The sequence below is a fragment of the Coxiella endosymbiont of Amblyomma nuttalli genome (assembly GCF_018107685.1).
Classification (GTDB): Bacteria; Pseudomonadota; Gammaproteobacteria; order Coxiellales; family Coxiellaceae; genus Coxiella.
This window is the reverse complement of record NZ_CP064834.1, coordinates 402,347-427,724: the sequence shown is the minus strand read 5'-3', so window position 1 is coordinate 427,724 and position 25,378 is coordinate 402,347. Positions and strand designations below refer to the sequence as shown.

The following is a 25,378-nucleotide window of genomic DNA, read 5'->3' as shown; positions in this document are numbered from 1 at the left end:
CTTTTATATTGCTGTTTTCCCATTTCCTGAAACTATATAACACTGATATATCCTTTGAAGAGCAATATTGTTGTATAAAAGGAATGCTTATATTCTCTATACAATACGATACTATTATAAGAATCCTGATACCATCAATTTGATATGAACAAATTTCAGTTGTAATGAAAATTTCAATTGTAATGAATTAGTTGCCGATAGAAAAGAAAAATCCCATTTAATTATTTATCTATGTAAAGTGGTTACATGGGAGTCAATAGCGACAAAAGGCTGTTTAGATTTTGATTCTAAAAGAACGAGTTTGAACGTCGTTAAAAATTAAAAATAAAAGAAAATGAGAGGATTAATAATAAAATTTCCCGGTTGATTAATTTTATTTTTGTCAAAACAAAATTTTGCTCCATTTGCTTACAAATTTAGAAAAGCAATCATAAAAAGAGACTAATTTCTTTGACAAAGTCTATGACATATTGTTTGACTTTCAAAAGCCTTATCTTTCAATCATAAAACCCACACAGAAAATACAACATGACAAACAATCAATAAACCATAATTTTTCTTTTTCTATTTTGTAGCATAATAATCCTGTCGCGTAAGATTAAAGTATTTATTAATTCCCTTCTTAAATTATCGATTAACGATCATTTAAAATTATCAACTTTATTAGCTTCGAGATTGATCCTGGATATCACCTTACTGAGCCTGATTGGACAATTCTAAACGTAGGTGCAAATCTTGTTTATGAAAATTTTCAAAGATGGGTCTAATAGATGGTTAATGTTCATTATGATTCTAGATGTTATTACTAAGAAAGATTATCAAGTGCAAGTCATCATTGTAAACGACGATTAGCGATTACTGTTTATTCAGTAGCGTATTCATTTTATTTGTTATTTTTAGTATTGCTAAAAGATTGTCACTAGTTCATCTAGTATACCTTTTAATGTATTCTAGCCGTGTATCGTGTATTTCGAGTATCGATTGCATCGTATTGGGATTCGAAAATTAATATAAAACCAAACCCCACTTAAAATATCTACGTTATTTTTCTCTACGCTATTAGATTTTAATGCTGTAAATTTTCTTTTGCATTCAATCGTTGTAGCCATTTAATTATTTCATAGAGCACGCTCACTAAATGCTTCAGACAAAATTCAAAAGCATGAATATTAATCACATGATCAATACTCATGGAGTGAGAAAATTTATGAATTACTTTTTCGATGACATTGTTAACTTGTTCTTTTAAAGGTAACATCGTGCTTGCGGATTCTTTTGAACAAATAGCATTAATGAAATCAAATAAGCTTGATATTTGTCGATGCAGCTCAATCAAATCTTTTTTTTTATAAAAATCATGCAATTGTGTGGATTCAGTGAGAAGCGTTTGGCGTAACATATAGATATTTCTCAATAATTTACGTTCTAATAAAAAAATAGCTTGATAAATTGAACATTTTTTCTTCACCCGTGTATCTTCATTCAATGCTTCTTGTAACAATGTATTTTGCTTCGAAATATGAGTAATCATGTCATTTTCAATTTTTTCCTGTTCAGCAAGAGATTCTTGCGTAAGTTCTTTTGTAATAAATAATTCATAAAGCGCATGGAACTGTTTCAAAGTACTTGCAATGCTTAATCGGAGAAGCTTCTTTGCATGTGAGGGAAATACAAATCGAGTAATTAACACCGCGATTACGATACCAAGAAAGATTTCCAGAATTCGATCCCCAGCGGTTTTCAAAGTTGGTGTTCTTGAATCTAAAATCATGATCATTGTTGTCGCGCCCAAGAGGCCAAACTGGCTAATATCTGTTGAACTACTGGCTAAATAAGAAAAAATAGTAAGCAGTATCAATAATAAAACGTAAATGAGCGTGGGATGATTGCCCAATAACAAAAGAGCAGTTGCTGCTAAAAGTGCTCCAACTACTGTGCCTAATAAACGAAGATAAGACTTTTTTATTGTTCCCCCAATTCGGATATTAGTCGCCATCACAACTAGGATAGTAATCAGTACCCATTGTGGCATCGATAAATGCCACAGATCACCAATGAAAATACCGATTAAACAAGCTAAAGCTGTCTTCAAACTTGCAACAAGTCGTTCTCGTGATAGATAGTGAATTCCTACTTGCAAACATTTATAAATTGGAATCTTCATAACATTTAATGAAATAAGAAACGAACTCATCTTTTATAAAAACAAAATAGTATTGCAAAACAGAAAAGCTTTCTGCTTTTTTAGACAGAAAGCCTGTATAATATAATTCTGAAGCCACATTTGTAGAAATCTTATCATGCTATTTCTAAATAGCAATCAGAAATTTAATAATTCTTTGATACTATTGCCCTACTATTATTTCATGATTGACTTCTCTTGATAGAATTAGAGCTGTGATAACACAAAACTCATAACCACAAAACTCATAACTTAAATAGACCCGATTATTTATTTAAATTTATTATAAAGTAACTAAAATGACGCTAACTCCAAACCGATTCCAAACCAACTTCAGATCAAAAAATCAAAAATTAAAATAGCAATGTAACGTCGCACTACGGCTGCATATAAAAATACCGAATATGTAATGATATAAAAGGTACAAAAAGGAGCAAATACCATTGTCATATTCTTACACTCTGATACACGAGATGTTATCAAAATAAGTAAAAATTTGACTAAATTAATACCAAGGTAAGTATTCTAGTATCAACCTATTTGGAAAGAATTTACGGCATAATGAGTATTAAGAGATGTAAGAAAATGCACACTCCCAGGCGCACAAAATAATACCAATATCAAACGAGATAATATTGTCGTGTTATGAAACAAAACTAGTCTGACTGGTTTCTCGAAATTAAGTACAACTAAGAGTTTACAACTAAGAGTTATATTTAAGCTAAAATTAATAAAACTAACACTTATGCTATGATGACAGCATATTGTTCGTTTTATGTAAAATAATAGTAAACGACTGAGTGGGGAGAGAGAGTAAACTTTTCTAAAACTTTGCTAAAAGTTATTCGAAAAATAAAAAGCGAGCCATAGCGTCCGTACCACACCTATCATTGTACCATTACTGACTGGCTTATTTATTGTAGAGCACTTATATGGTATATGTAATGTGGTTTAGAACCTAATATTCAAATTCTACCTTGCCATCACCGAATAATTGGCTAAGATGATGCAGTAAGTTACCGCTAGGTTTAATTTTCCAGGTATCTCCTAAAGCGAGCTTAACAGCAGCAGTTTCGCCCTGATAAGCAATAGTAATAGAACATTGCCCACCGATATAAGATTCAATGGCAGATGGCAATTGAGAAAGTAGATAATCAGTCTCTGCACTACTTATTCGAATAAGTAACCGTTTAACCATCCGCTCATGTATTTGATTTAAAGTTATCAGTGTATTAGCCATCAATCTAAAACCGCCTCTATACGTATCTTTCCCTACTGAGCCTCGAACAACCAAAATAGCATTATGGTCTAAATTCATAGCAACTTTTTGATATAAATCACTAAATAAGATAATCTCAATTCGCCCTGTCCGATCCTCAAGAGCAAGCACGGCTATGCGTTTTCCACTGCGTGTTGCTATCATACGGATTCCCATCATTATGCCCACAACAACAGCATTTTCTGAGATATGCAACTGACTGATAGACGTGGCTCCAACGATTTTCATTTCCTTTTCATATGCATCTAAAGGATGACCAGTAACGTATAATCCTAGAGTTTCCCTTTCCCCTTTTAAACGTTTAGCAGTATCCCACTCAGACTTTATAATGTATAGCTCAACAACTGCTTTCTCATATGCATTCCTAAATAAATCATGTTGTCCAAATTCTTTATTTCTATTTTTTTGTTCTGCTGATTGAAGTGCCAAATTTAATGATTCACTCAAAGATGCACGAGAAACACCAAAATCATCCATTGATCCTGAGCGAATTAGAGGCTCCAATATACGTCGACTTACTTTACGCAAATCTATACGATGACAAAAATCAAAAAGTCCACTAAATTTACCTTTTGTTTCTCGACATGCCACAATATGTGAAATAGCTGCTTCTCCAACCCCCTTAATTGCTCCTAACCCATATTCAATTTGCCCTTTCATATTAACCGTAAAATAATAATGCCCTCGATTAATAGTCGGCGCTAGTATTTCTAAACCCATGTCATGACATTCATGAATAAGACTAACCACCTTATCGTTGTTATCCATATCCGACGATAAAACTGACGCCATAAACTCTGCGGGATAGTGTGCTTTCAACCACGCTGTTTGATAAGTAATTAATGCGTAAGAAGCAGAGTGCGATTTGTTAAAGCCATAGCCTGAAAATTTTTCTATTAAATCGAATAGTTGAGTTGATAAATTTTTATCAATCCCTCGCGCTTTAGTGCCTTTCATAAAGATGGTACGTTGCTTCGCCATTTCTTGAGGTTTCTTTTTTCCCATAGCATATCGCAAAACATCTGCAGCACCTAATGAATAACCCGCTAATACTTGCGCAATTTGCATTACTTGCTCTTGATAAAGAATCACACCGTAAGTAGAACGCAAAATCGATTCTAGATCCGAGTGAAGATAATGCACTGCTTGTTTACCATGTTTACAAGCAATAAATGTATCCACCATCCCAGATTGTAAAGGCCCTGGACGAAATAAAGCAACCAGTGCCATAATATCAGCAAAATTATCGGGTTGAAGCCGATGAATTAATTCTTTCATACCACGAGATTCTAATTGGAATACAGCAGTAGTCGCGCAACTCTTTAGAAGAGTATATGTACTTTCATCCTTCAATGAGATAGTGCTAATATCAAGCAATGATTTATTTTGTACTTTTCTTTTAGAATTAATATCTCGCACCGTCCAATTAATAATAGTTAGTGTACGTAAGCCTAAAAAATCAAATTTAACTAAACCAATTGCTTCAAGATCATCTTTATCAAATTGCGTCATCAAATGATTGCTATCCGGCTCAGAATACAGTGGAACGAAGTCAGTTAGTTGAGTTGGAGCAATAACTACGCCACCAGCATGCTTGCCTGCATTACGTGTGAGACCTTCTAATTTCATTGCAAGATTGATAAGACTTTTTATTTCATCATCCTCTGCATATCGCTTAGCCAGCATTGCTTCTTGTTCGAGTGCTTTTTCTAAAGTCATACCTAACTCAAAAGGTATTAGTTTCGCAATTTTGTCGACATAACCATAAGCTAAACCTAGCACACGACCCACATCTCGTAATACAGCACGTGCCGTCATCGTCCCATAAGTAATAATCTGAGCCACTGCTTCAGTCCCATAACGTTCTGCTACATAATCGATAACGCGATCTCGACCTTCCATACAAAAATCAATATCAAAATCTGGCATAGAAACACGTTCTAAATTCAAAAAGCGTTCAAATAGTAATTCATGTTCTAACGGATCTAACTCTGTTATGCCCAGTGAATAAGCTACCAATGATCCTGCACCAGAACCTCGACCAGGACCCACAGGGATATAATGTTGTTTTGCCCATGCAACAAAATCTGATACAATTAAGAAATAACTGGAAAATCCCATTTTAGTAATAACGGTGATTTCGGTTTCTAAACGATCATCGTAACTCTTTCTTGAAAATATTTTTTTCGTTTTTAATTTAGCTAAACGTTCTTCCAATCCTTTCTTAGCCTGCTGATGAAAATAATCTTCAATTGTCAAATGACCAGGTACAGGAAACTTAGGTAAAAATACTTCGCCGAACTTCATTTGGACATTACAGCGTTTAGCAATTTCAATAGTATTTTCCAATGCTTCAGGAATATCTGAAAAAAGTGTCCACATTTCTTCAGCATTTTTTAAATATTGCTGATCACTATAAACACGAGGTCGGTTAGTATCTTCCAGTAAATAACCTTGATTAATACATACTCGTGCTTCATGTGCTTCAAAATCTGTTTGATGCAAAAAACGGACATCATTAGTAGCCACGACAGGTACGTCATGGATTAGCGCCAATTTAACGGCGGCACAAATATAATCTTCTTCTTGCTCACGTTTGGTACGTTGTAACTCAAGGTAAAAACTATCAGGAAAATAGTCTAACCAACGCATTAAACGTTCCTCTGCCAGAGAACAACGATTTTGTAACAAGGCTTGGCCAACATCGCCGTGGCGTCCACCTGATAAAATGATTAACCCTCCTCTTGCTTCTACCAACCATTCCCAACGAATTAATACTTGATTACACGTGCGACCTTCGACATAAGCGCGAGATAATAACTGGATCAGATGATGCAAACCAATGGAATTTTGACACAGAACAGTCAGACGAAATATTTCATTACCTTCAATTAATAGCAATTGAGAGCCAATAATAGGTTTTATACCTCTATTAAATGCAGCACAATAAAATTTAACGAGGGCGAAAAGATTAACTTCGTCAGTTAATGCAACAGCCGACATTTTTAAATCAGCAACACGTTGCAATAACTGATTGACGCGTACAACGCTGTCAATAATTGAATATTCACTATGAACAGATAAATGAATAAATGAATTCATTGATTATTTTCCATATTCTCATATTATTTCATTATGTTACAATAATACATCATGCCAAGACCTGGTAAAGACAAATAAATTAAGAAACTGTTCTCTGCTGAATTGAGTCCCGAATTAAATCGTGGGAATGACTAGGATACACTTGGTAGTAACGTATTAATTTTTTTTGTTCACGGTGACGTTTTAAAGCTAATGCAATTAATTGATCCAATAAATCACGACAAGGTAATCCTGTCGCTTCCCACATTTTTGGATACATGCTAATATTTGTAAATCCAGGAATAGTATTGATCTCGTTAATCATCAATTTATTTTTATTCGATATAAAAAAATCTACCCGCGCCATTCCAGAACAATGCACCACTTTAAAAGCATCGATTGCCATCTGTTGAATGCGTTTGATTATTATCTTAGGTAAATCAATTGAAGTCAGTGTAGTTGCTCCATTAGAATCAATATACTTTGCTTCATAAGAATAATACTCATGATGAAGAATAATTTCCCCAGGCAAAGAGGCTTTCGGATGTCCATTACCCAATACAGCGCATTCAATTTCGCGTCCAAGAATGCGTGGCTCGATGATAAGACGATCATCATAAGTAAAAACCATTTCAATAGCTTTTTTAAATTCATGCTCTGTTTTTATTGATAATGTACCGATCGATGAACCAAGACTCACAGCTTTAACAAAAAGTTCTAGTGTATGCCATGCAGTAGCTAGTTTTTGATACAAACCTTTCCATCCATCTGATGAACGAAGTGCATACCAGTCAACTACTGGAATACCAGCTGCTCGCAACAAACTTTTAGTAATATCTTTTTGCATACAGATAGCAGAGCTTTGCATATCTGCCCCTACATAAGGCAGATTCAAAAGCTCAAAAAATCCCTGCAATGTACCATCTTCTCCTTGAGTACCATGTACCATTGGAAAAATACAATCTACTAGATGGCGTTTGTTGCTATTCAAAAACTGCCATGACTGTTTCAACTCTCCTAATGTTATCGTAATTGGTAATGCCAGTCCTACCTTAATCAAATCTTCTAAATTGCAATTCAAAAATTCTTTATATTTATCAATTAAATACCATTTACCTTGCTGATCAATAAACACTATAGAAATGATATATTTATTGAGATCTAATGCTGCAACAATATTTTTTGCCGACTGAATTGAAATTTCATGTTCGGTCGATTGACCTCCACAAATCACTGAAATATATAATTTTTTAGTCACCTCCGCTCCTGGTAATTTAGCGTGTAAAAATAATAGGCAATCACTCCTTAATTTGTAAAATATCTTTCTGAATTTAATATACTATCAATTAATAACAAATTTTAAACGATGAATGACAATTATAAACGCGCTTTCGTTCTATAAATCTTTGTAAGACACTGCAGTAAAATCATACTGAGAGGGTTTTGTCATGTTATAGTATTTCTCGATCCTGTATAATAAAGATCTAACACCTTGAATAATTACTTCCATACCATACAGCAAACCAAGTTAAGTTGAAAATCTTCCATTAACAATGGATCTCATCAAATTTTAACAGGTAACTAAGCAATCGGGGAAACCATAAAGGAATTATTGTTATACTTATCGTGTAGCGCATTTTATTCATAAAAACCGTTTATCTTTTCTTGATCAATCGCTGATAGTTATCAGCTTCTCACTTTCAAGATACAATCACCATAATCGTTATCAAAAGAATATAAAGAAGATTTTTAAATACGCATTTAACCATTACGCTCCTTCTTTCTTCAGCGGATGCTTTTGAAGTTTTTGTGGAGAATGCACATATTCTTCCATGTCATTCCCACTCAATTGTCGCTGGTGGCTTATCGGTAATATCATAAACCACCCGAGATATTTCTTTAATTTCATTGAGGATACGACGAACTACTTTAGATAAAAAATCACAGGGTAATTCTGCCAATTGCGCAGTCATAAAGTCTATAGTTTTTACTGCACGCAAGGCCACTATATAACCGTAATGTCGAGCATCACCTTTAATACCAACAGTTTTTACAGGTATAAATACCGCGAATGCCTGGTTAAGATTATGATAATAATCGTATTTTTTTAGTTCCTGAATAAAAATTGCATCAGCGCGTTGTAAAATATCGACATATTCTGGCGTCACTTCTCCCAAAATGCGAATCGCCAAACCCGGGCCTGGAAATGGATGTCGATAAATGACGTCTCGAGGTAATCCTAGTGCTAGACCTAATTCTCGAACTTCATCTTTAAATAATTCGCGCAACGGTTCGATTAGTTGTAAATCCGTTGTTAGCGGTAATTCAACTACATTATGATGCGTTTTAATAACATGACCTGTTCCGGTTTTCGTCTTTGCCGATTCGATAACATCAGGATAAATCGTTCCTTGCCCCAACCAATTAATACCTAGCTTTTTAGCTTCTGTTTCAAATACACTGATAAACTGTTTGCCTATAATGTTACGTTTTTTTTCAGGATCAACAATGCCTCTTAAGGCTTGCATAAATCGTGCTTTCGCATCAATATGAATAATTTTAATATCCATATATTTTTTGAAGATTCCTAAAATTTCTTCTGTGTCATGCAGACGTAATAGACCAGTATCTACTAAAACACAAACTAATCGATCACCAATTGCTCTATGAATAAGAACTGCAGTAACGGCAGAATCAATACCTCCTGATAATCCAACTATTACTCGTCCCTTACCTATTTTCTTCTGAATATCCCGAACATAATTTCCAATAATGTTTTTTTTCGCCCAATTGAATTCACAACGGCAAATATTACTGACAAAATGTTCTAAAATAAGGTGTCCTTGTGAAGTATGAGTTACCTCAGGATGAAATTGCAAGCCGAAAAATTTTCTCTCAAAATTGACTATCGCGGCAAAAGGTGAATTATCGGTGCTTGCAACAGTTTCGAAATCAGGAGGTAATACCGTGACAATATCACCATGACTCATCCAAACATCTAGTAAAGGAGTACCATCAGGAGAAATATGATTTTTAATACCTTCGAACAGTAAAATAGGATTCAATATGCGTAGTTCCGCATGTCCAAATTCAGCTTTTGTCGCGGTCTCTACTTTACCACCTAATTGGTAAGCCATGGTTTGCATACCATAACAAATACCAAGCACAGGACAACCAATTTCAAATACAATCATGGGGGCACGCATGGTGTGATTCATGGTGACAGTCTCTGACCCTCCTGATAAAATAATTCCATTGGGACTAAAATTGCGTATTGTTTTTGCATCAATATCACAGGGCATTAATTCACAATATACACCAATTTCACGCACCCGCCGCATAATGAGCTGAGTATACTGAGAACCAAAATCAAGAATCAGAATCCGGTGTTGGTAAATGTTATTGAACATAAACCTTTTATTCTTCAATTGAATAATTTGGTGATTCTTTTGTAATTGTTACATCATGCACATGACTTTCGCGTACACCTGCATGAGTCATTCGAACAAACTTTGTTTTTGTACGTAATTCATCAATATCTTTGCAACCAGTATACCCCATGCCTGCACGTAAACCACCGACTAATTGCTGGATCACTCCACGCAAAGGACCTTTATAAGGTACACGCCCTTCAATACCTTCTGGCACATACTCTTCCTCTTGTTTATTATAAGACTCTTGAAAATAGCGGTCGAAAGAACCATAAGTTTTAAGCATCGCTCCAGTAGAGCCCATACCCCGATAAGACTTATATGAACGACCCTGATATAAAACCTCCTCTCCAGGTGCTTCTTCGGTACCTGCCAATAGTCCTCCGATCATCACGACGTGCGCTCCAGCCGCTATGGCTTTACAGATATCACCGGAGAAACGAATACCTCCATCAGCAATAATAGGAATATCATCATTTTTTAATTCTGCAGCTATCGAGGCAATTGCCGTAATTTGCGGCACACCAATACCTGCCACAATCCGAGTAGTACAAATGGAGCCGGGCCCTATTCCCACTTTAACTCCATCGACACCCACATTTGCTAACGCCCTGGCGGCTTCAGCAGTGGCAATATTACCAGCAATGACCGGTATATCCGGATAATGTTTCTTGATCCATTTTACTTGTCCAATCACTCCTTTCGAATGTCCATGAGCCGTATCCACTACAATCACATCAACACCTTCTGTAATCAATGCCGCTACACGTTCCATAGTTTCTTTTCCCGTTCCAACTGCAGCACCCACACATAATTGTCCCGAAACTGTCTTACAAGCATTAGGATTCTGTTCTGATCGTAAAATATCTTTCACTGTAATCAAACCGCGTAATTCATAATTTTTATTGATGACAAGCAATTTTTCAATGCGATGTTGATGAAAAAGATTAATGATTTCATCACGCGAAGCCCCCTCTTTGATGGTAATCAACCGACTTTTCGGTGTCATTAAATTGGCTACTTTTTGTTGCATATCCAACTCGAAACGAATGTCGCGATTGGTAATAATACCTATAAGTTGTTGGCCTCTCACCACAGGTAGACCAGAAATATTATATTCATTAGTGATTTTCTTAAGTTCACCGATGGTACTGTCCGGTGAAACAGTAATAGGGTCAAAGACAACCCCACTTTCAAATTTCTTAACTTTGTGAACTTCGCTTGCTTGCTGCACCGGACTCATATTCTTATGGAGTATACCAAGTCCCCCTGTTTCAGCCAAGGCAATGGCCAAGCGTGCTTCTGTAACAGTATCCATAGCGGCTGATAATAGCGGAATCTTGAGAACAATATCGCCAGCAAGTCGTGTAGCTAAGAAGACGTCTTTTGGCAAAACTTCGGAATAACCAGGAAGTAATAAAACATCATCAAAAGTTAGCGCTTCCTCATAAGTTTGTTGCATAACACCTCACCCTAAGGTCAGAATCTTAGCTGTTTCTTAATAGGTTGTCGAGCTTAAGTAGATCACAATCCGGCTATAATCATTACTAAGCTCAATACTCCTAATTTGCACCTGATTGTGTGATTGATGCATTTAAACAAGTAATGCCTAGAATTAATCTACAATTATCAAGAATCCAATCTTTTCTTCCCAGAAAAGATACAAAAATAAGATGAAAAATTCCGAAAGAGAATATAATTATTGAAGTGATTCCCCCACCAATACTGCGAGCCTTGCTGCCGTTTGACGAACAATGATTTCATCATTACCTTCTACCATTACTCGGATTACCGGCTCTGTGCCTGATGGACGCAATAAAACACGGCCAGTGCTATTAAATTGCTTTTCTACTTTCGCCACGGCATTTTTGATAATAAGATAACGTTTAACATCTAGAACTTTATCAATTGGTACATTAACTAACGTTTGCGGCCGTTTTACCATTATTCTTTTTAACTCAGCAAGCGGCTTACCAGTCTGTTGCATAATTCGTAAGATTTGTAAGGCAGTGATAATACCGTCTCCTGTTGTCGTAAATTCTAAATCAACAATGTGACCAGATGATTCACCACCTAAAAGCCAGCCTCTTTGTTGCATCAGTTCGAGTACATAACGATCACCCACCGACGAACGCTCAAATACAATATTGTGCTGTTTCAATGTTTGTTCTAAACCTAAATTACTCATCACAGTGCCAACGACACCGAGTGGACGATCTTTTTTTAAATGAGCATAATTAATAGCTATGATACATAACAATTCATCTCCATCAACTTTAATACCTTGGTGATCTACCATAATCAGTCGATCGCCATCGCCATCAAAAGCAATACCAACATCGGCTTTGTGTTGTATAACACTTTTTTGAAGTTTCCGCGTATCTATTGCGCCACAACTTTGGTTAATATTAAATCCATTTGGTTCAATATTAATTGAGATCGAAGTCGCGCCAAGCTCATGGAAAATAGCAGGTGCAACGAAATAGGTTGCGCCATTAGCACAATCTACAACAAGCTTTAAACCTTTTAAAGAAAATTGAGAAGGAAATAATGTGTTTTTACAAAATTCAATATAACGACCATATGCTTCACTCATACGCGCAGCTTTCCCTAAACGCGCAGCTTGCACAGTACGCATCGGTTTGTCGATTTGTTTTTCAATAATCAACTCTAGTTCATCTGATAATTTAAATCCATCTCTATTAAAAAATTTAATTCCGTTATCAGGATAACTATTATGTGAAGCGCTAATAACAATACCAGCATCAGCACGTACTGAACGCGTTAAATAAGCAAGAGCTGGTGTTGGCATCGGACCCGTAAGCTTAATATTAACTCCAGCTGCCGACAAACCGGCTTGAAGCGCCGATTCAATCATATAACCTGAAATACGCGTATCTTTTCCAACTAAAACAGTGGCTGGTTGGCTGTTTGCCAATACTTTACCTACAGCCCAACCCAATTTAAGCATAAATTCTGCATTAATGAGTGAGTTTCCTACTTGTCCACGAATCCCATCCGTTCCAAAATACTTTTTTTCCATTTTCTTTTTCTCTATTTGTACTTAAAGTAAAGAATAAATAATTCTTGATACTTATCGCTTGTTATCGTTCCATTTCATCTCTGCTATCATTCATCTCTGTTAATTCTTTTTGCATAAACCGCTATTTTTACCGCTTCTCGGCTTGCTTTTACATCATGTGTGCGAATCACTGAGGCACCTTGATAAACAGCTAATGTATCCGCAGCAATGCTTCCAAAAAGCCGGCCCGTTGGTGGTTGATTAATAATATCTCCCACCATTGATTTCCGCGACCATCCTGCAAGGATAGGTAAATTTAGGGAAGTTAATTCAGATAATTTGTTTAGTAAATAAAAATTTATAGTTAAATTTTTCCCATAATTACCTTGACCAAAACCTGGATCAATAATAATACGATCCTGCGAAATACCTGCCATTGAACAACGCTCAATCGCATTTTTCAAGTCATGTTTAATATTCTTTAAAAAACTGGAGCAGGATAAGAAACCTGACTTTCGTATCGAATTAGGAAAATGCATGAGGCATACTGGTGTTTTTAATTCTGCCACTGTCACTAAGGCCTCTTTTGTTTGCAAGGCACGTTGATCATTAATCATATCAGCACCGGTTTTGACCGCTTCTAACATCACCTGAGGTCGGCTTGTATCAACAGAAATCAAAATATTGAAATGTTTTTTGATTGCATCGACAGCAGGTATAAGACGATCTAATTCTTTTTGCAGAGATGGTGAATCTTTGTCGAGATTCACAAACGGATTTGTTGCTTCTGCTCCAATATCTAAAATATCAGCGCCTTCTGCTATCATCTTTTCGGCAGTATGTAACACGGAATTTAAATCTGAATGAGGATTATAGAATGAATTAGGAGACACATTAATAATTCCCATAATCGCTGGTTCAGCAAAAAAGATACGGCGGCCATCACACAAACGTAAATGGAATTGCTTTTCTTTCAACATTCTCATTCTCGTAATTAAATTAAGAAATTAAATTTGAGTGTCTTTAGCTAGAGTTGAAGTTGGTTGCTCTACTGATATTTTATCTTCAGCTAAAGGCATTTCTTCTTTTCTATCCTCTTTAATATTCCCATTTTCTTCTTTCCAATCTTCTGGTAGAGACAATGCTTGTCCTGCCAAAATTTCTTTGATTTGCACTTCACTAATAGTTTCATATTTAATTAACGCATTCGCCATTAAATGCAGTTGATCTATATGTTCTTCTAAAGTTTTCTTAGCCGTACTATAAGCCCCATCAATAATTCGACGAACTTCACAATCGATTTCCTTGTTTGTTGCTTCCGAAATATTTCTACGTTGCGTAACAGAGCGCCCTAAAAAGACTTCACCCTCTTCCTCACCATATGTCAAAGGTCCCAACTTTGATGATAGGCCCCATTTGGTTACCATACTACGCGCGATTTCTGTGGCTTTTTCAATATCATTAGAAGCACCTGTCGTAATGCGATCTTCACCAAAAATAATTTCTTCAGCGATACGTCCACCAAATAATCCTGCTAATTGGCATTCCAGTCGACGTTTCGTCATGCTATAGCGGTCCTGTTCAGGTAAAAATAGTGTGACACCTAAGGCACGACCTCTAGGAATAATTGTAATTTTATAAACAGGATCATGCTCAGGCATGTGTAAACCGACAATCGCATGACCTGCTTCATGGTAAGCTGTCAATTTTTTTTCTTCATCATTCATTATCATCGAGCGACGTTCTATCCCCATGATGATTTTATCTTTTGCGCGTTCAAACTCGATCATACTAACCTCTTTTTTGTTTTCACGCGCGGCAAAAAGAGCAGCTTCATTGACTATATTGGCTAAATCCGCACCGGAAAATCCAGGTGTTCCTCGAGCAATCACAAAAGCTTCCACATCAGATGCTAACGGCAACTTATTCATGTGTACCTGGAGAATGCGTTCACGACCTTTAATATCCGGTAGTGGTACTACTACCTGTCGATCAAAACGACCAGGGCGCAATAAGGCAGGGTCAAGCACATCCGGTCGGTTAGTCGCCGCCATAACGATGATACCTTCTTTCCCTTCAAAACCGTCCATTTCTACTAAAAGCTGGTTCAAAGTTTGTTCTCTTTCATCATGTCCACCACCCAAACCGGCACCTCGATGACGACCAACAGCATCAATCTCATCTATAAAAATAATACATGGTGCTTGTTTCTTGGCTTGATCAAACATGTCTCGGACACGTGAAGCACCAACACCCACAAACATTTCCACAAAATCCGAACCCGAAATCGTAAAAAAAGGCACCTTCGCTTCGCCAGCGACAACTTTAGCTAACAACGTCTTGCCTGTTCCTGGTGGCCCTACTAAAAGGACACCGCAAGGCATTTTTCCACCTAAACGTTGAAATTTAGCTGGATCACGAAGAAAATCAACTAGTTCTTTAACTTCTTCTTTTGCTTCTTCAACTCCAGCGACATCGTTAAAAGTCACTTTAACCTGATCTTGATTAAGCAATCGTGCTTTGCTGCGTCCGAATGACATCGGGCCACCACCGCGTGCTCCCCCTTGCATCTGACGCATAAATAAAATCCATACGAAAATCAAAATTAAAAACGGCAACCAACTGATAAGAATATGCAAAAATATACTCTGTTGTTTTGGTGGTTCACCTTTGACACTGATACCTTTCGCTATCAATTGATTAAGAAGGACTTGATCTTCCATCGGTAAATAAGTTGTAAAATGTTGATCATCTTTGGTAATGCCCTTAATTTCACGACCCTGAATAACTACACTATCTACTTTATCATTGTTAACTGCCCTAACAAATGTAGAATAACTATAAGGTTGGACCTCGGGCTGGTGTGCACCAAAATTACTAAAGACAGTAATGAGAACTACTGCAATCACTAGCCACAGCAGTAAATTTTTAACAATATTATTCAAATGTTACCTCGTATTTGCTTTATAATGCAATGCCTATCGATTATAGCCTAGAAACTCGGTAGCGAGTATATAAACCTCACTCGACTTTGACCGCGAGGCGCTTGGTTTTTGGAGTTTGACCTGCTTGAAGTATTGACGCAAGTCAGTCAAAAGTGCATCAACGTTAGAATACTGAAAAATTTTGGCTAAAAATGTACCCCCTTTTACTAAAAATTTCTGGGCGCACTTCCAAGCCAACTCTACTAAATGGCATGATTTCAGTTGGTCAATACTTTTAATACCCGAAACATTCGGTGCCATATCGGAAATAACAAGGTCTACATACCCATGTAATGTTTTCTTTTTTACTATTTCCTGTAGGCGATTAAAAATTTCTACATCATTAAAATCACCCTGTATAAATTCAACGCCAGCGGGAACTATCATAGGTAAAAGATCAATCGCGATAACTATGCCATCAACCCCTACCAATTTTTTAGCCACTTGTGACCAACTTCCCGGTGCGGCGCCTAAATCAATAACGTACATTCCAGATTTAAAAAGCTTATGTTTCTGGCATATCTGCAATAATTTAAATGCAGCACGAGAAGAGTAACCCTTTTTCTTTGCTTGTTTCACATAAAAATCTTTCCCATGTTCTCGAAGCCAGCGTTTATTACTTTGTGTCATTTTAAAAAAGTCCTAACTGTAATTTAGCTGTATCTGACATCATGCTACGGTCCCATGGTGGATCAAATACAATTTCAACATGGATGTCACTAATTTCCTGAATAGCGAGAATTTTTGTTTTTACATCTTCAATTAGCACAGTTCCCATCCCACAACCTGGCGCTGTTAATGTCATTTCGATGAACACGCGATGCGTCTTATCTTTTACTTTCTCAATATCACACGTGTAAACTAATCCTAAATCGACGATATTTACTGGAATTTCTGGGTCAAATACTGTGCGCAATTGACCCCATATTTTATCTTTAATGCTAATGTCATTAGGCAATTCATCCAAAAAATTATTGACTTGTTTACCTAAAGCATCTGCATCTTTAGCATCAATACGTGCAAGACTACCGTAAATATCTACCGTAAATGTACCTCCCAAACTTTGGGTAATCGTTACTTCAGTTCCTTTAGGAACCACAATTGACCTGCCTGAAGGAATCAGCAGAGCTACAGTATCTCGATTTAAAATAATAAGTTCTTTCTCATTAGTTGACATTCTTTTCTTCTTTCAAATAAAAACTTTCACCACAACCACAAGTACTAACGACATTTGGATTGCTAAATTGTAATTGATATTGGCCTAAATCTTTTTTTACATAATCGATCAATGTCCCCCTCATCATGTAAACATAATGAGAGTCAATTAAAATAGTTAAGTCGGTAGTAGTTTTTACGAGCACATCACCTTCCTTCGGTGAATCAATAAGTTCCGATTGATACATATACCCTGAACAACCCGTTTTTTTGACTGATACACGAAAAAGTGGTTTACCAGATCGTTTTTTCACTAATGATTGAATATGATGATAGGCTGCGTGAGTTAATGCAATAATAGGGATTTCCATTATTCAGTCCTTACAGTCATCTTTGTTTTATAACGCAAAGCAGCCAATGTTGTATGCCAACATAAAGTCGCGCATTTTACACGCATCGGAAATTCAGCCACACCAGCTAAAACTGCTAATTTGCCTAGTCGATTAGTATCGGAATTTTTTCCTGTCACTAAGCCATGAAATTGGGAAAATAAATTTTCAGCTTCTTGTATTGACTTGCCTTTTAACATCTCCATCATGAGTGAAGCCGACGCCATTGAAATAGCACAACCACTACCTTCAAAACAGGCCTCCTTAATAACGCCATCTTTTTCATGAAAGTAAACTGTTAGTCGATCACCACATAAAGGATTATAGCCTTCATGAGTATGTGTAGGCGCAGATAACGGGGCAAAATTCCGCGGATTCCGACCATGGTCAATAATAATTTCTTGATATAAATCACGTAAGTCGTGCATATTTTCCTCTATCTTCTTATCATACTATAAATTTGTCTCCTTAATATTGTTCTCACAAACCAATTTCATACACACTACCCTGTCAACCAAGTTTGTCCCATATCTGATCCGAAATAGGAAGAAAAAATCAGTACAATTATTTTTTCCTTTGAGTTTTCGACTCTATAGCATGATGTGCTTTCCCAAATATTTTAATTACTTGATGCAAGCCTTCTATTAATTGATTCACATCATCAAAAGTATTATAAACCCCAAACGTAATACGTGTCGTAGCCGGTAAATTAAATCGCTCCATTAGGGGCATGGCACAATGATGCCCAGCTCGCACAGCAATCCCTTCACTATCTAGAATAGTCGCAATATCATGGGGGTGTGCCTGCTCCATTACAAAAGAAATAACACCTGTTTTATGCGATGCATCACCAATTATCTTCAGCCCTGAAATTTTCAATAACTGTTTCGTTGCATAATATAACAATGCTTCTTCATGTGCCTGAACTTTTTCAAGTCCGATAGCAGTTAAGTAATCAACAGCTGCAGCCATCCCAATAACACCTGCCACATTAGGTGTACCTGCTTCAAATTTATAAGGTAATACATTATATTCTGTTTTTTTAAAACTAACATGCTTGATCATTTGGCCACCATATTGATACGGTGGCATCATTTCTAACCATTTCGATTGACCATATAACACACCAACACCAGTGGGACCGTATAATTTATGGCTTGAAAATGCATAGAAATCACAACCTAAATCCTGAACGTCAACAATCATATGCGGTGCAGCTTGCGCACCATCTAGTAAGATTGGAATTTCTTTTTGATGAGCTAATTGAATTATTTTCTTGACTGGATTAATAGTACCCAACACGTTAGAAACATGAATGAGCCCTACAATTCTTGTTTGTTTTGTTAATAACCTTTGATACATATCAAGATCTAATGTGCCATCATCTTTAACAGGAATGATTTTTAATTTAGCACCGACACGCTCACATAAAATTTGCCATGGTACAATATTAGAATGATGTTCCATTGCCGAAATTAATATTTCATCACCACGTTTAATTTGTAACCATCCAAAACTTGCTGCGATTAAATTAATGGATTCTGTTGTGCTGCGAGTAAAAATAATTTCGTGGCTGTATTTGGCGTTGATAAAGTTTTTAACTTTTTTTCGAGCATTCTCATAAGCGACTGTGGCACGTTCACTTAAAGCATAAATACCGCGGTGGACATTAGCATTGTCACAAATATAATAGCGCAATATAGTGTCAAGAACCGATTGCGGCTTTTGCGCAGTAGCACCCGTATCTAAATAAATAAATGGTTTTCCTCGAACACGTTGTTTGAATAAAGGAAAATCGTTTCTGACAGCTAATAAATTACAATTGCGCATGACAATGTCCCTGACAGCAAGACGTTGCCAACTGCTGAGTGATGCCTTTTTTCATGTACTCTGCGATTAGGGGATGCGGGAGTACTTCAATAATCTCGTTAGCAAACGCGTAAGTAAGCATATACTCAGCTGTTACACGATCAATTCCGCGACTTTGTAAATAAAATAGAGCTGTATCATTCAATTGACCCACCGTAGCTCCGTGGGAGCACTTTACGTCATCATTATAAATTTCTAATTCAGGTTTAGTATCAATTTCCGCTTCTGTAGATAAAAGTAAGTTTTTATTTGTTTGATGTGCCTCTGTTTGCCCAGCATTAGGATGAACGACGATTTTTCCATTAAATACAGCGCGCGATCGACCTACTACAATACCCTTATAATTTTGCTGACTGATACAACGGGAAACACGGTGATCGATACGGCTATGATTGTCAACATGATGACTATCCTTTAGATGATAAAAACCAAACAGTTGGCATGAAGCTCCTGATTCATCGAGTGAATAATTCAAATCATCACGGCTAAGTGATCCTCCTATAACTACATGACAACTCATCACTTGACTATCTTGCGCTTGATGAATCGTTGTATTAGCGATGTGAAAAGCCTTATTACCTTCTTGTTGTAACTTATAGAGATGAAGATTCGCTGAAGGTTTTACACGCACTTGTGTTACCAAGTTATTAAAATAAGTGACATCATGAGTTCCTTGATAATTTTCAAAAATGATCGCTTTAGCCTTTTCTTCAATGATAATCAGATGACGTGTTTGTGACATCACTAAAGGCTGAGTCGGCTTTGTTAAATAAATTAAGTGAATGGGCTTTTTAAGCTGACAATTTTTGGGCACATATAAGAACAAACCATCTTGAAAGACACTATCATTTAATAATGAAAATGGCGTCATTTCGTAATTGATTCCACTTATTAAATTTTTTATCGTCTCACGCTGCGTTGTTTTTAATGAGCTCAACAATACTCCAAAAGGGAGTTGAGATAAATCCGATAAAGCGGATGAAAAATGTCCGTTAACGAACACCACACGATATACATCATTCAAAATAAAATTGGAGATATCACAGTCAACGGGTTTATCGAATGAAAAATCCTGTTTCTCAATCCCTGCCACGTTGGTATACTTCCAATTCTCCACTTTACGATTCGGAAATCCTTGTGATAAAAAGACATCTAATCGTTCAGCTTGCCACACATATAACTGATCGTTATGTAAGTTTTGTAATGACTTTAAATAAGTTTCATTCCAAGTCATAACCAACTATACCCTTTTTTTTCAAGTTCAAACGCTAATGATAGATCACCTGATAATACAATTTGTCCATGTAGTAATACGTGTACGAAATCCGGCTTAATATAGTCTAATAAGCGTTGATAATGCGTTATTAGCAGGATGGCACGATTATTACTTCGTAAGCTGTTAACACCTTTCGCCACAATTTGTAAGGCATCAATATCTAATCCAGAATCGGTCTCATCTAAAATAGTCAGTTTTGGATTTAATATGAGCATTTGTAAAATTTCATTACGTTTTTTCTCACCGCCAGAGAAACCTTCATTAATGGAACGCCTTAAAAATTTATCTTCCATCTCAACTAATGATAATTTTTCTTTAACTAATGCCATTAAATCCATCGCATCAAGCTCTGACTCACCACGCTTTTTACGAATACTATTAACGGCTGTTTTTAAGAAATAAAGATTATTGACACCTGGGATTTCGACAGGATATTGAAATGCCAAAAACAAGCCTTGTGCAGCTCGATCTTCAGGCGCTAACTCTAATAAATTATTATCAAGGTAACGAACTTCTCCTGCTGTAAAAGTGTAATCTTCACGACCTGCTAATATGGCAGCTAAAGTACTTTTACCCGAGCCATTTGGTCCCATAATAGCATGTACTTCACCCGCATTAATCGTTAAATTAATGCCTCGTAGAATTTCGTTATTATCTATGTTTGCATGTAAGTTTCTTATTATTAGCATAGCTCCCCTTCACTATCCGTTAAGCTCCCTATGACTATTATTTTCGTGCTCCTATCATTTCTCGTGGATTATCCAACAGTCCCTTCCAGACTTACTTCCATCAATTTCTGCGCTTCAACTGCAAATTCCATCGGTAATTTTTGAAAAACCTCTTTACAAAAACCATTCACCGCCATAGATACCGCATTTTCTTTTGAAATACCGCGTTGACGGCAATAGAACAATTGCTCTTCACCAATCTTTGAGGTTGTCGCTTCATGTTCAATGCATGCAGTCGGATTTTTTGCTTCAATATATGGAAAAGTATGCGCGCCACATTGATCGCCCAATAATAAAGAATCGCATTGGCTATAATTGCGTGCATTGCTAGCTCTTGGTGATACGCGTACAAGTCCACGATAACTATTCTGACCACGACCAGCAGAAATACCTTTGGAAATAATAGTGCTCTTTGTATTTTTTCCGAAATGAAGCATTTTGGTACCTGTATCCGCTTGTTGACAATTAGTGGTGAGTGCTACTGAATAAAATTCACCAACTGAATTATCCCCTTTTAGAATCACACTAGGATATTTCCACGTAATTGCCGATCCCGTTTCAATTTGTGTCCAGGAAATTTTAGCATTTATTCCACGACAAACTCCTCGCTTCGTTACGAAGTTATAAATACCACCCCTGCCTTCTTTATCTCCTGGATACCAATTCTGTACGGTGGAATATTTTATCTGTGCGTTATCCAGTGCAATTAATTCAACAACCGCTGCATGCAGCTGATTCTCATCGCGTTGAGGAGCTGTACAGCCCTCTAGATAACTCACATAACTTCCTTCGTCGGCAATAATTAGTGTTCGCTCGAATTGGCCTGTGTTAGCGCTATTAATTCGGAAATATGTGGATAATTCCATCGGACACCGCACACCTTTAGGAATATAAACGAAAGAACCGTCACTAAAAACAGCCGAATTTAAAGTCGCAAAAAAATTGTCACGGTAAGAAACTACACTACCAAGATATTTTTCTATTAATTTAGGATGATTTTGCACAGCTTCCGAAAATGAACAAAAAATTACGCCAACCGCAGCTAACTTTTCTTTAAACGTAGTTGCTACAGAAACACTATCAAAAACAGCATCTACAGCTACACCTGCCAAGCGTTTCTGCTCATGCAGCGGAATGCCCAATTTATTGTAAGTTTCTAGCAATTTTGGATCTATTGCATCTAAGTTTTTAGATTTACTCTTTATTTTTGGAGCTGCATAGTAACTAATTGCTTGATAATCTATAGGATCAAGACATAAATGCGCCCATAACGGCAGTTTCATAGTAGTCCAATGCCAATACGCCTTTAAACGCCATTGTAACATAAAATTAGGCTCATGTTTTTTTGCTGAAATAAGTCGAATAACATCCTCATTTAGACCTGGTGAAATAATATCAGTCTCTATGTCAGTAATGAAACCATGTTCATAGGTTTTACTGACTATCTTTTGAAGATAACTCTGATTCGACATTTTAGTCCTCAAACTTTGATAATGGCTTTCTCATATTCGCTAAACTCAAACTATCTAACACTTCAAACAGTTTCATATTAATGAATTGCCAATTGTCCCGTAAATTACAGATAGCACCGTGTTCACATCTGTTTTTGCTACGACTACATTCTGTCATCGCTAGTCTACCGTCAATAGCAGCAATAATCTCAGCAATGCTAATCAATTCTGGTGCTCGTGCCAATTGATAACCTCCATTAACACCACGTTCGGAATTCACTAACTTGCTTTCATGCAAAAGCTTCAAGACTTTGCTAGTGGTTGCCGTTGAAAGTGGTGTCAAACTGGCAATTTCTGTGGCACTGAAACGCTCCACTTGTCGTGAAGCAAGAATTGACATTACCATCATAGCATAGTCAGCAAGCCGACTTATCTTTAGCATAGAATAATCTTTTTAATAATTTTCCCCCTTATTTGTCCTCTTTGTGTACCATAGCGTCGTGCCACTATGGAAATGGAAATAAAACATTCTAGATCTTTAGATTGTATCACTAGTAGGTATATCATTAAGCTTAATCACAGGTCACTATAGTTACTTTACCGACATGTTAACAATATAGTACCATACTTGTCCTATTTCGCAATCTATAGCGGTTGAATCAGATATGTTGACTTCGAAAAGTAAGGGTCGACTTCATACGATTGTCATCGTCTCTTTAGTAAGTGGCACTATAAACATCTTGTTGGCTATTTTTAAAATTTGCGTGGGCATTATTGGAAATTCACAAGCATTAGTTGCCGATGGGGTTCATTCTTTTGCAGACCTTTTAACAGATGGTCTTATGGTTATCGCAGGACATATGGGCGCTCAGGCACCTGATAAAGAACATCCCTATGGACATCGGAGAATTGAAACTATTAGCTCTATTGTTATTTCAAGCTCACTTATTATTGTAAGTTTTAAAATTGCTTTTGATACATTCCAGCATCTCATGCATTATATCCATTCAGATATACCCACTTTTTCAGTAATAATCACTGCGATCATTTCAATCATCGCGAATGAAAGTCTTTTTCACTATACCTTGGCGAAAAGTAATGAAATCCATTCTAATCTTTTGCGTGCCAATGCATGGCACAATCGCAGTGACGCCTTGGTTTCCTTAATTGTCTTAATCGGTATTATCGGTGCTCGTTTTGGTGTTTCTTATTCTGATTCCATTGGTGCTTTGATTATTGTGCTTTTGATCTTGCGAATTAGTATCAAAATGATATGTAACAATATAAAAGAGTTAATTGATACTGCTGTTGATGATGAAACACTAAAATTGATTGCGCATACCATTTCTACCATTTCTGATGTGGTATCTATCCACCAATTGCGAACACGTTATCATAGCGGTAGTATTTTCGTAGATGTGCATATTCAAGTCGCTTCGGATATCAGTGTATCAGAGGGGCACCATATTAGTGAAAAAGTACATGTTGTTCTTTTAAAGAATATACCGTATATAGCCGATGTGACAGTACACATTGATCCTGAAGACGACGCTTCTTCCATGCCATCGGTTATATTACCTAGCCGAAAAGAGGTTTATCAATTAGTTAAAATTCATTGGGAAAATTTACCCGGCTTTAAAGATATACGCCGTACTATTTTGCATTATCTTAATGGTAAACTTTATGTAGATATTTATTTGCCACTAACAATCATAGACAAGGAAAAAGAAACATTAACGTTGCAATATCAAAATGCGATTCATCGAGAAAAAATTATAGAAAAAGTCACTGTTTATTTTGAATAATGATTGGAAGGTCAAAAAAACTCACTGATTTTTTAATTTTTAAAATTACAGATTATTCAATTTTCTGCCGTCTAATCAGATCAAATCTTGCAGGAACTAGAATATTACAATACTTAGGTTCGTTTTAAGTTTGAGTGATTCTTTCGCTATTGTTACGCACTACATTGGCATCGATTAGATCCTATTAGGAAAATCCGAAATCGACGAAAAACATTCTCACTAAATTAATGAATACATTTGTAGAGCCAGAGTTGGCTATAACGTTAACTGCAATATACTAGGTTTTAACGATACATTTCTATTTTTCTGATCAAAATCTATTTTTAGCATCTTATTACGTATCGGTTTAATGACTAGATAATCAATCGTAGTTGGATACACCTTTTTATCATCCCATCACTGCTTTGTATTATTTATTTAAGCAACCTTATTTAACTGACTGAATCCACTCAATTGAAAACTTAATTTACCAAAGTTAATCAATTAATATTAACGTATGCCTTTATTTTATTTATAGTACGAGAAAATAAACGGTTAGCAATCCATGCATAATGTTATGTTATTAGCTACAAATCGAATTTTGTATCTATCACAGATATCAATTCTTAGAATTATTTTATCAAGCGTTGGTATTAACTCGGAATAACATTGACATTGCAAAAATTAATGCTTGTGGCTTTGTTTTTCATTAGACCGTAAGATGTTTCATCAACAACACTGGATAAT

The 25,378-nt window shown here is 36.3% G+C and carries 18 protein-coding genes; 1 reads left to right on the top strand and 17 read right to left on the bottom strand.

Annotated features, from left to right (window positions below; all coding sequences use genetic code 11):
* Positions 1 to 1,066: 1,066 nt before the first annotated feature.
* The 17 genes from CEAn_RS01595 to CEAn_RS01515 all read right to left on the bottom strand — a co-directional run bounded on the left by CEAn_RS01595 (position 1,067) and on the right by CEAn_RS01515 (position 23,289).
* Positions 1,067 to 2,164, bottom strand: coding sequence for an FUSC family protein (locus tag CEAn_RS01595; protein WP_211924075.1), 1,098 nt, complete (start codon positions 2,162 to 2,164; stop codon positions 1,067 to 1,069).
* Between the two features lie 976 nt (positions 2,165 to 3,140).
* Entirely contained in the window at positions 3,141 to 6,563 is a 3,423-nt protein-coding gene (gene dnaE, locus CEAn_RS01590; RefSeq protein WP_211924074.1) for a DNA polymerase III subunit alpha, read from the bottom strand.
* A gap of 79 nt (positions 6,564 to 6,642) precedes the next feature.
* Entirely contained in the window at positions 6,643 to 7,800 is a 1,158-nt protein-coding gene (locus CEAn_RS01585) for a D-alanine--D-alanine ligase family protein (RefSeq protein WP_211924073.1), read from the bottom strand.
* Between the two features lie 577 nt (positions 7,801 to 8,377).
* Positions 8,378 to 9,952 (bottom strand): glutamine-hydrolyzing GMP synthase, encoded by a 1,575-nt coding sequence (gene guaA, locus CEAn_RS01580; RefSeq protein WP_211924072.1) that lies wholly within the window; start codon positions 9,950 to 9,952, stop codon positions 8,378 to 8,380.
* Between the two features lie 7 nt (positions 9,953 to 9,959).
* A complete protein-coding gene (gene guaB, locus CEAn_RS01575; protein WP_211924071.1) occupies positions 9,960 to 11,435 on the bottom strand; it encodes an IMP dehydrogenase in 1,476 nt (491 codons plus the stop codon).
* Between the two features lie 237 nt (positions 11,436 to 11,672).
* The gene (glmM, locus tag CEAn_RS01570) at positions 11,673 to 13,016 is read right to left on the bottom strand and encodes a phosphoglucosamine mutase (protein WP_211924070.1); all 1,344 of its coding nucleotides are present in this window, start codon (positions 13,014 to 13,016) and stop codon (positions 11,673 to 11,675) included.
* An 86-nt stretch (positions 13,017 to 13,102) separates the two neighbouring features.
* The gene (gene folP, locus CEAn_RS01565) at positions 13,103 to 13,975 is read right to left on the bottom strand and encodes a dihydropteroate synthase (RefSeq protein ID WP_244670099.1); all 873 of its coding nucleotides are present in this window, start codon (positions 13,973 to 13,975) and stop codon (positions 13,103 to 13,105) included.
* 27 nt (positions 13,976 to 14,002) lie between these two features.
* Complete coding sequence (gene ftsH, locus CEAn_RS01560; RefSeq protein WP_211924068.1) at positions 14,003 to 15,940, bottom strand: ATP-dependent zinc metalloprotease FtsH; 1,938 nt, start codon at positions 15,938 to 15,940, stop codon at positions 14,003 to 14,005.
* A 33-nt stretch (positions 15,941 to 15,973) separates the two neighbouring features.
* Positions 15,974 to 16,609: an RlmE family RNA methyltransferase gene (locus CEAn_RS01555; protein WP_211924067.1), complete on the bottom strand. Its 636-nt coding sequence runs from the start codon at positions 16,607 to 16,609 to the stop codon at positions 15,974 to 15,976.
* A 1-nt stretch (position 16,610) separates the two neighbouring features.
* Positions 16,611 to 17,156: a putative Fe-S cluster assembly protein SufT gene (gene sufT / locus CEAn_RS01550; protein WP_211924066.1), complete on the bottom strand. Its 546-nt coding sequence runs from the start codon at positions 17,154 to 17,156 to the stop codon at positions 16,611 to 16,613.
* Positions 17,146 to 17,505, bottom strand: a complete 360-nt coding sequence (locus tag CEAn_RS01545; protein WP_211924065.1) for an iron-sulfur cluster assembly accessory protein — start codon at positions 17,503 to 17,505, stop codon at positions 17,146 to 17,148. Before CEAn_RS01545 ends, sufT begins: the two co-directional genes overlap by 11 nt.
* Complete coding sequence (gene sufU, locus CEAn_RS01540; protein ID WP_211924064.1) at positions 17,505 to 17,951, bottom strand: Fe-S cluster assembly sulfur transfer protein SufU; 447 nt, start codon at positions 17,949 to 17,951, stop codon at positions 17,505 to 17,507. The genes CEAn_RS01545 and sufU overlap by 1 nt, the downstream gene beginning before the upstream one ends.
* Before the next feature lie 136 nt (positions 17,952 to 18,087).
* Positions 18,088 to 19,353, bottom strand: a complete 1,266-nt coding sequence (locus tag CEAn_RS01535) for a cysteine desulfurase (RefSeq protein ID WP_211924063.1) — start codon at positions 19,351 to 19,353, stop codon at positions 18,088 to 18,090.
* Positions 19,340 to 20,626, bottom strand: coding sequence for a Fe-S cluster assembly protein SufD (gene sufD, locus CEAn_RS01530; RefSeq protein WP_211924062.1), 1,287 nt, complete (start codon positions 20,624 to 20,626; stop codon positions 19,340 to 19,342). Before sufD ends, CEAn_RS01535 begins: the two co-directional genes overlap by 14 nt.
* Positions 20,623 to 21,357, bottom strand: a complete 735-nt coding sequence (sufC, locus tag CEAn_RS01525; protein ID WP_211924061.1) for a Fe-S cluster assembly ATPase SufC — start codon at positions 21,355 to 21,357, stop codon at positions 20,623 to 20,625. Before sufC ends, sufD begins: the two co-directional genes overlap by 4 nt.
* 68 nt (positions 21,358 to 21,425) lie before the next feature.
* Positions 21,426 to 22,868, bottom strand: coding sequence for a Fe-S cluster assembly protein SufB (gene sufB / locus CEAn_RS01520; RefSeq protein WP_211924060.1), 1,443 nt, complete (start codon positions 22,866 to 22,868; stop codon positions 21,426 to 21,428).
* A 1-nt stretch (position 22,869) separates the two neighbouring features.
* Positions 22,870 to 23,289, bottom strand: a complete 420-nt coding sequence (locus tag CEAn_RS01515) for an SUF system Fe-S cluster assembly regulator (RefSeq protein ID WP_211924059.1) — start codon at positions 23,287 to 23,289, stop codon at positions 22,870 to 22,872.
* Positions 23,290 to 23,512: 223 nt separating this feature from the next.
* On the opposite strand from CEAn_RS01515, the gene CEAn_RS01510 reads away from it, so the two are divergent.
* A complete protein-coding gene (locus tag CEAn_RS01510; RefSeq protein WP_211924058.1) occupies positions 23,513 to 24,652 on the top strand; it encodes a cation diffusion facilitator family transporter in 1,140 nt (379 codons plus the stop codon).
* The last annotated feature ends 726 nt before the right edge of the window (positions 24,653 to 25,378 follow it).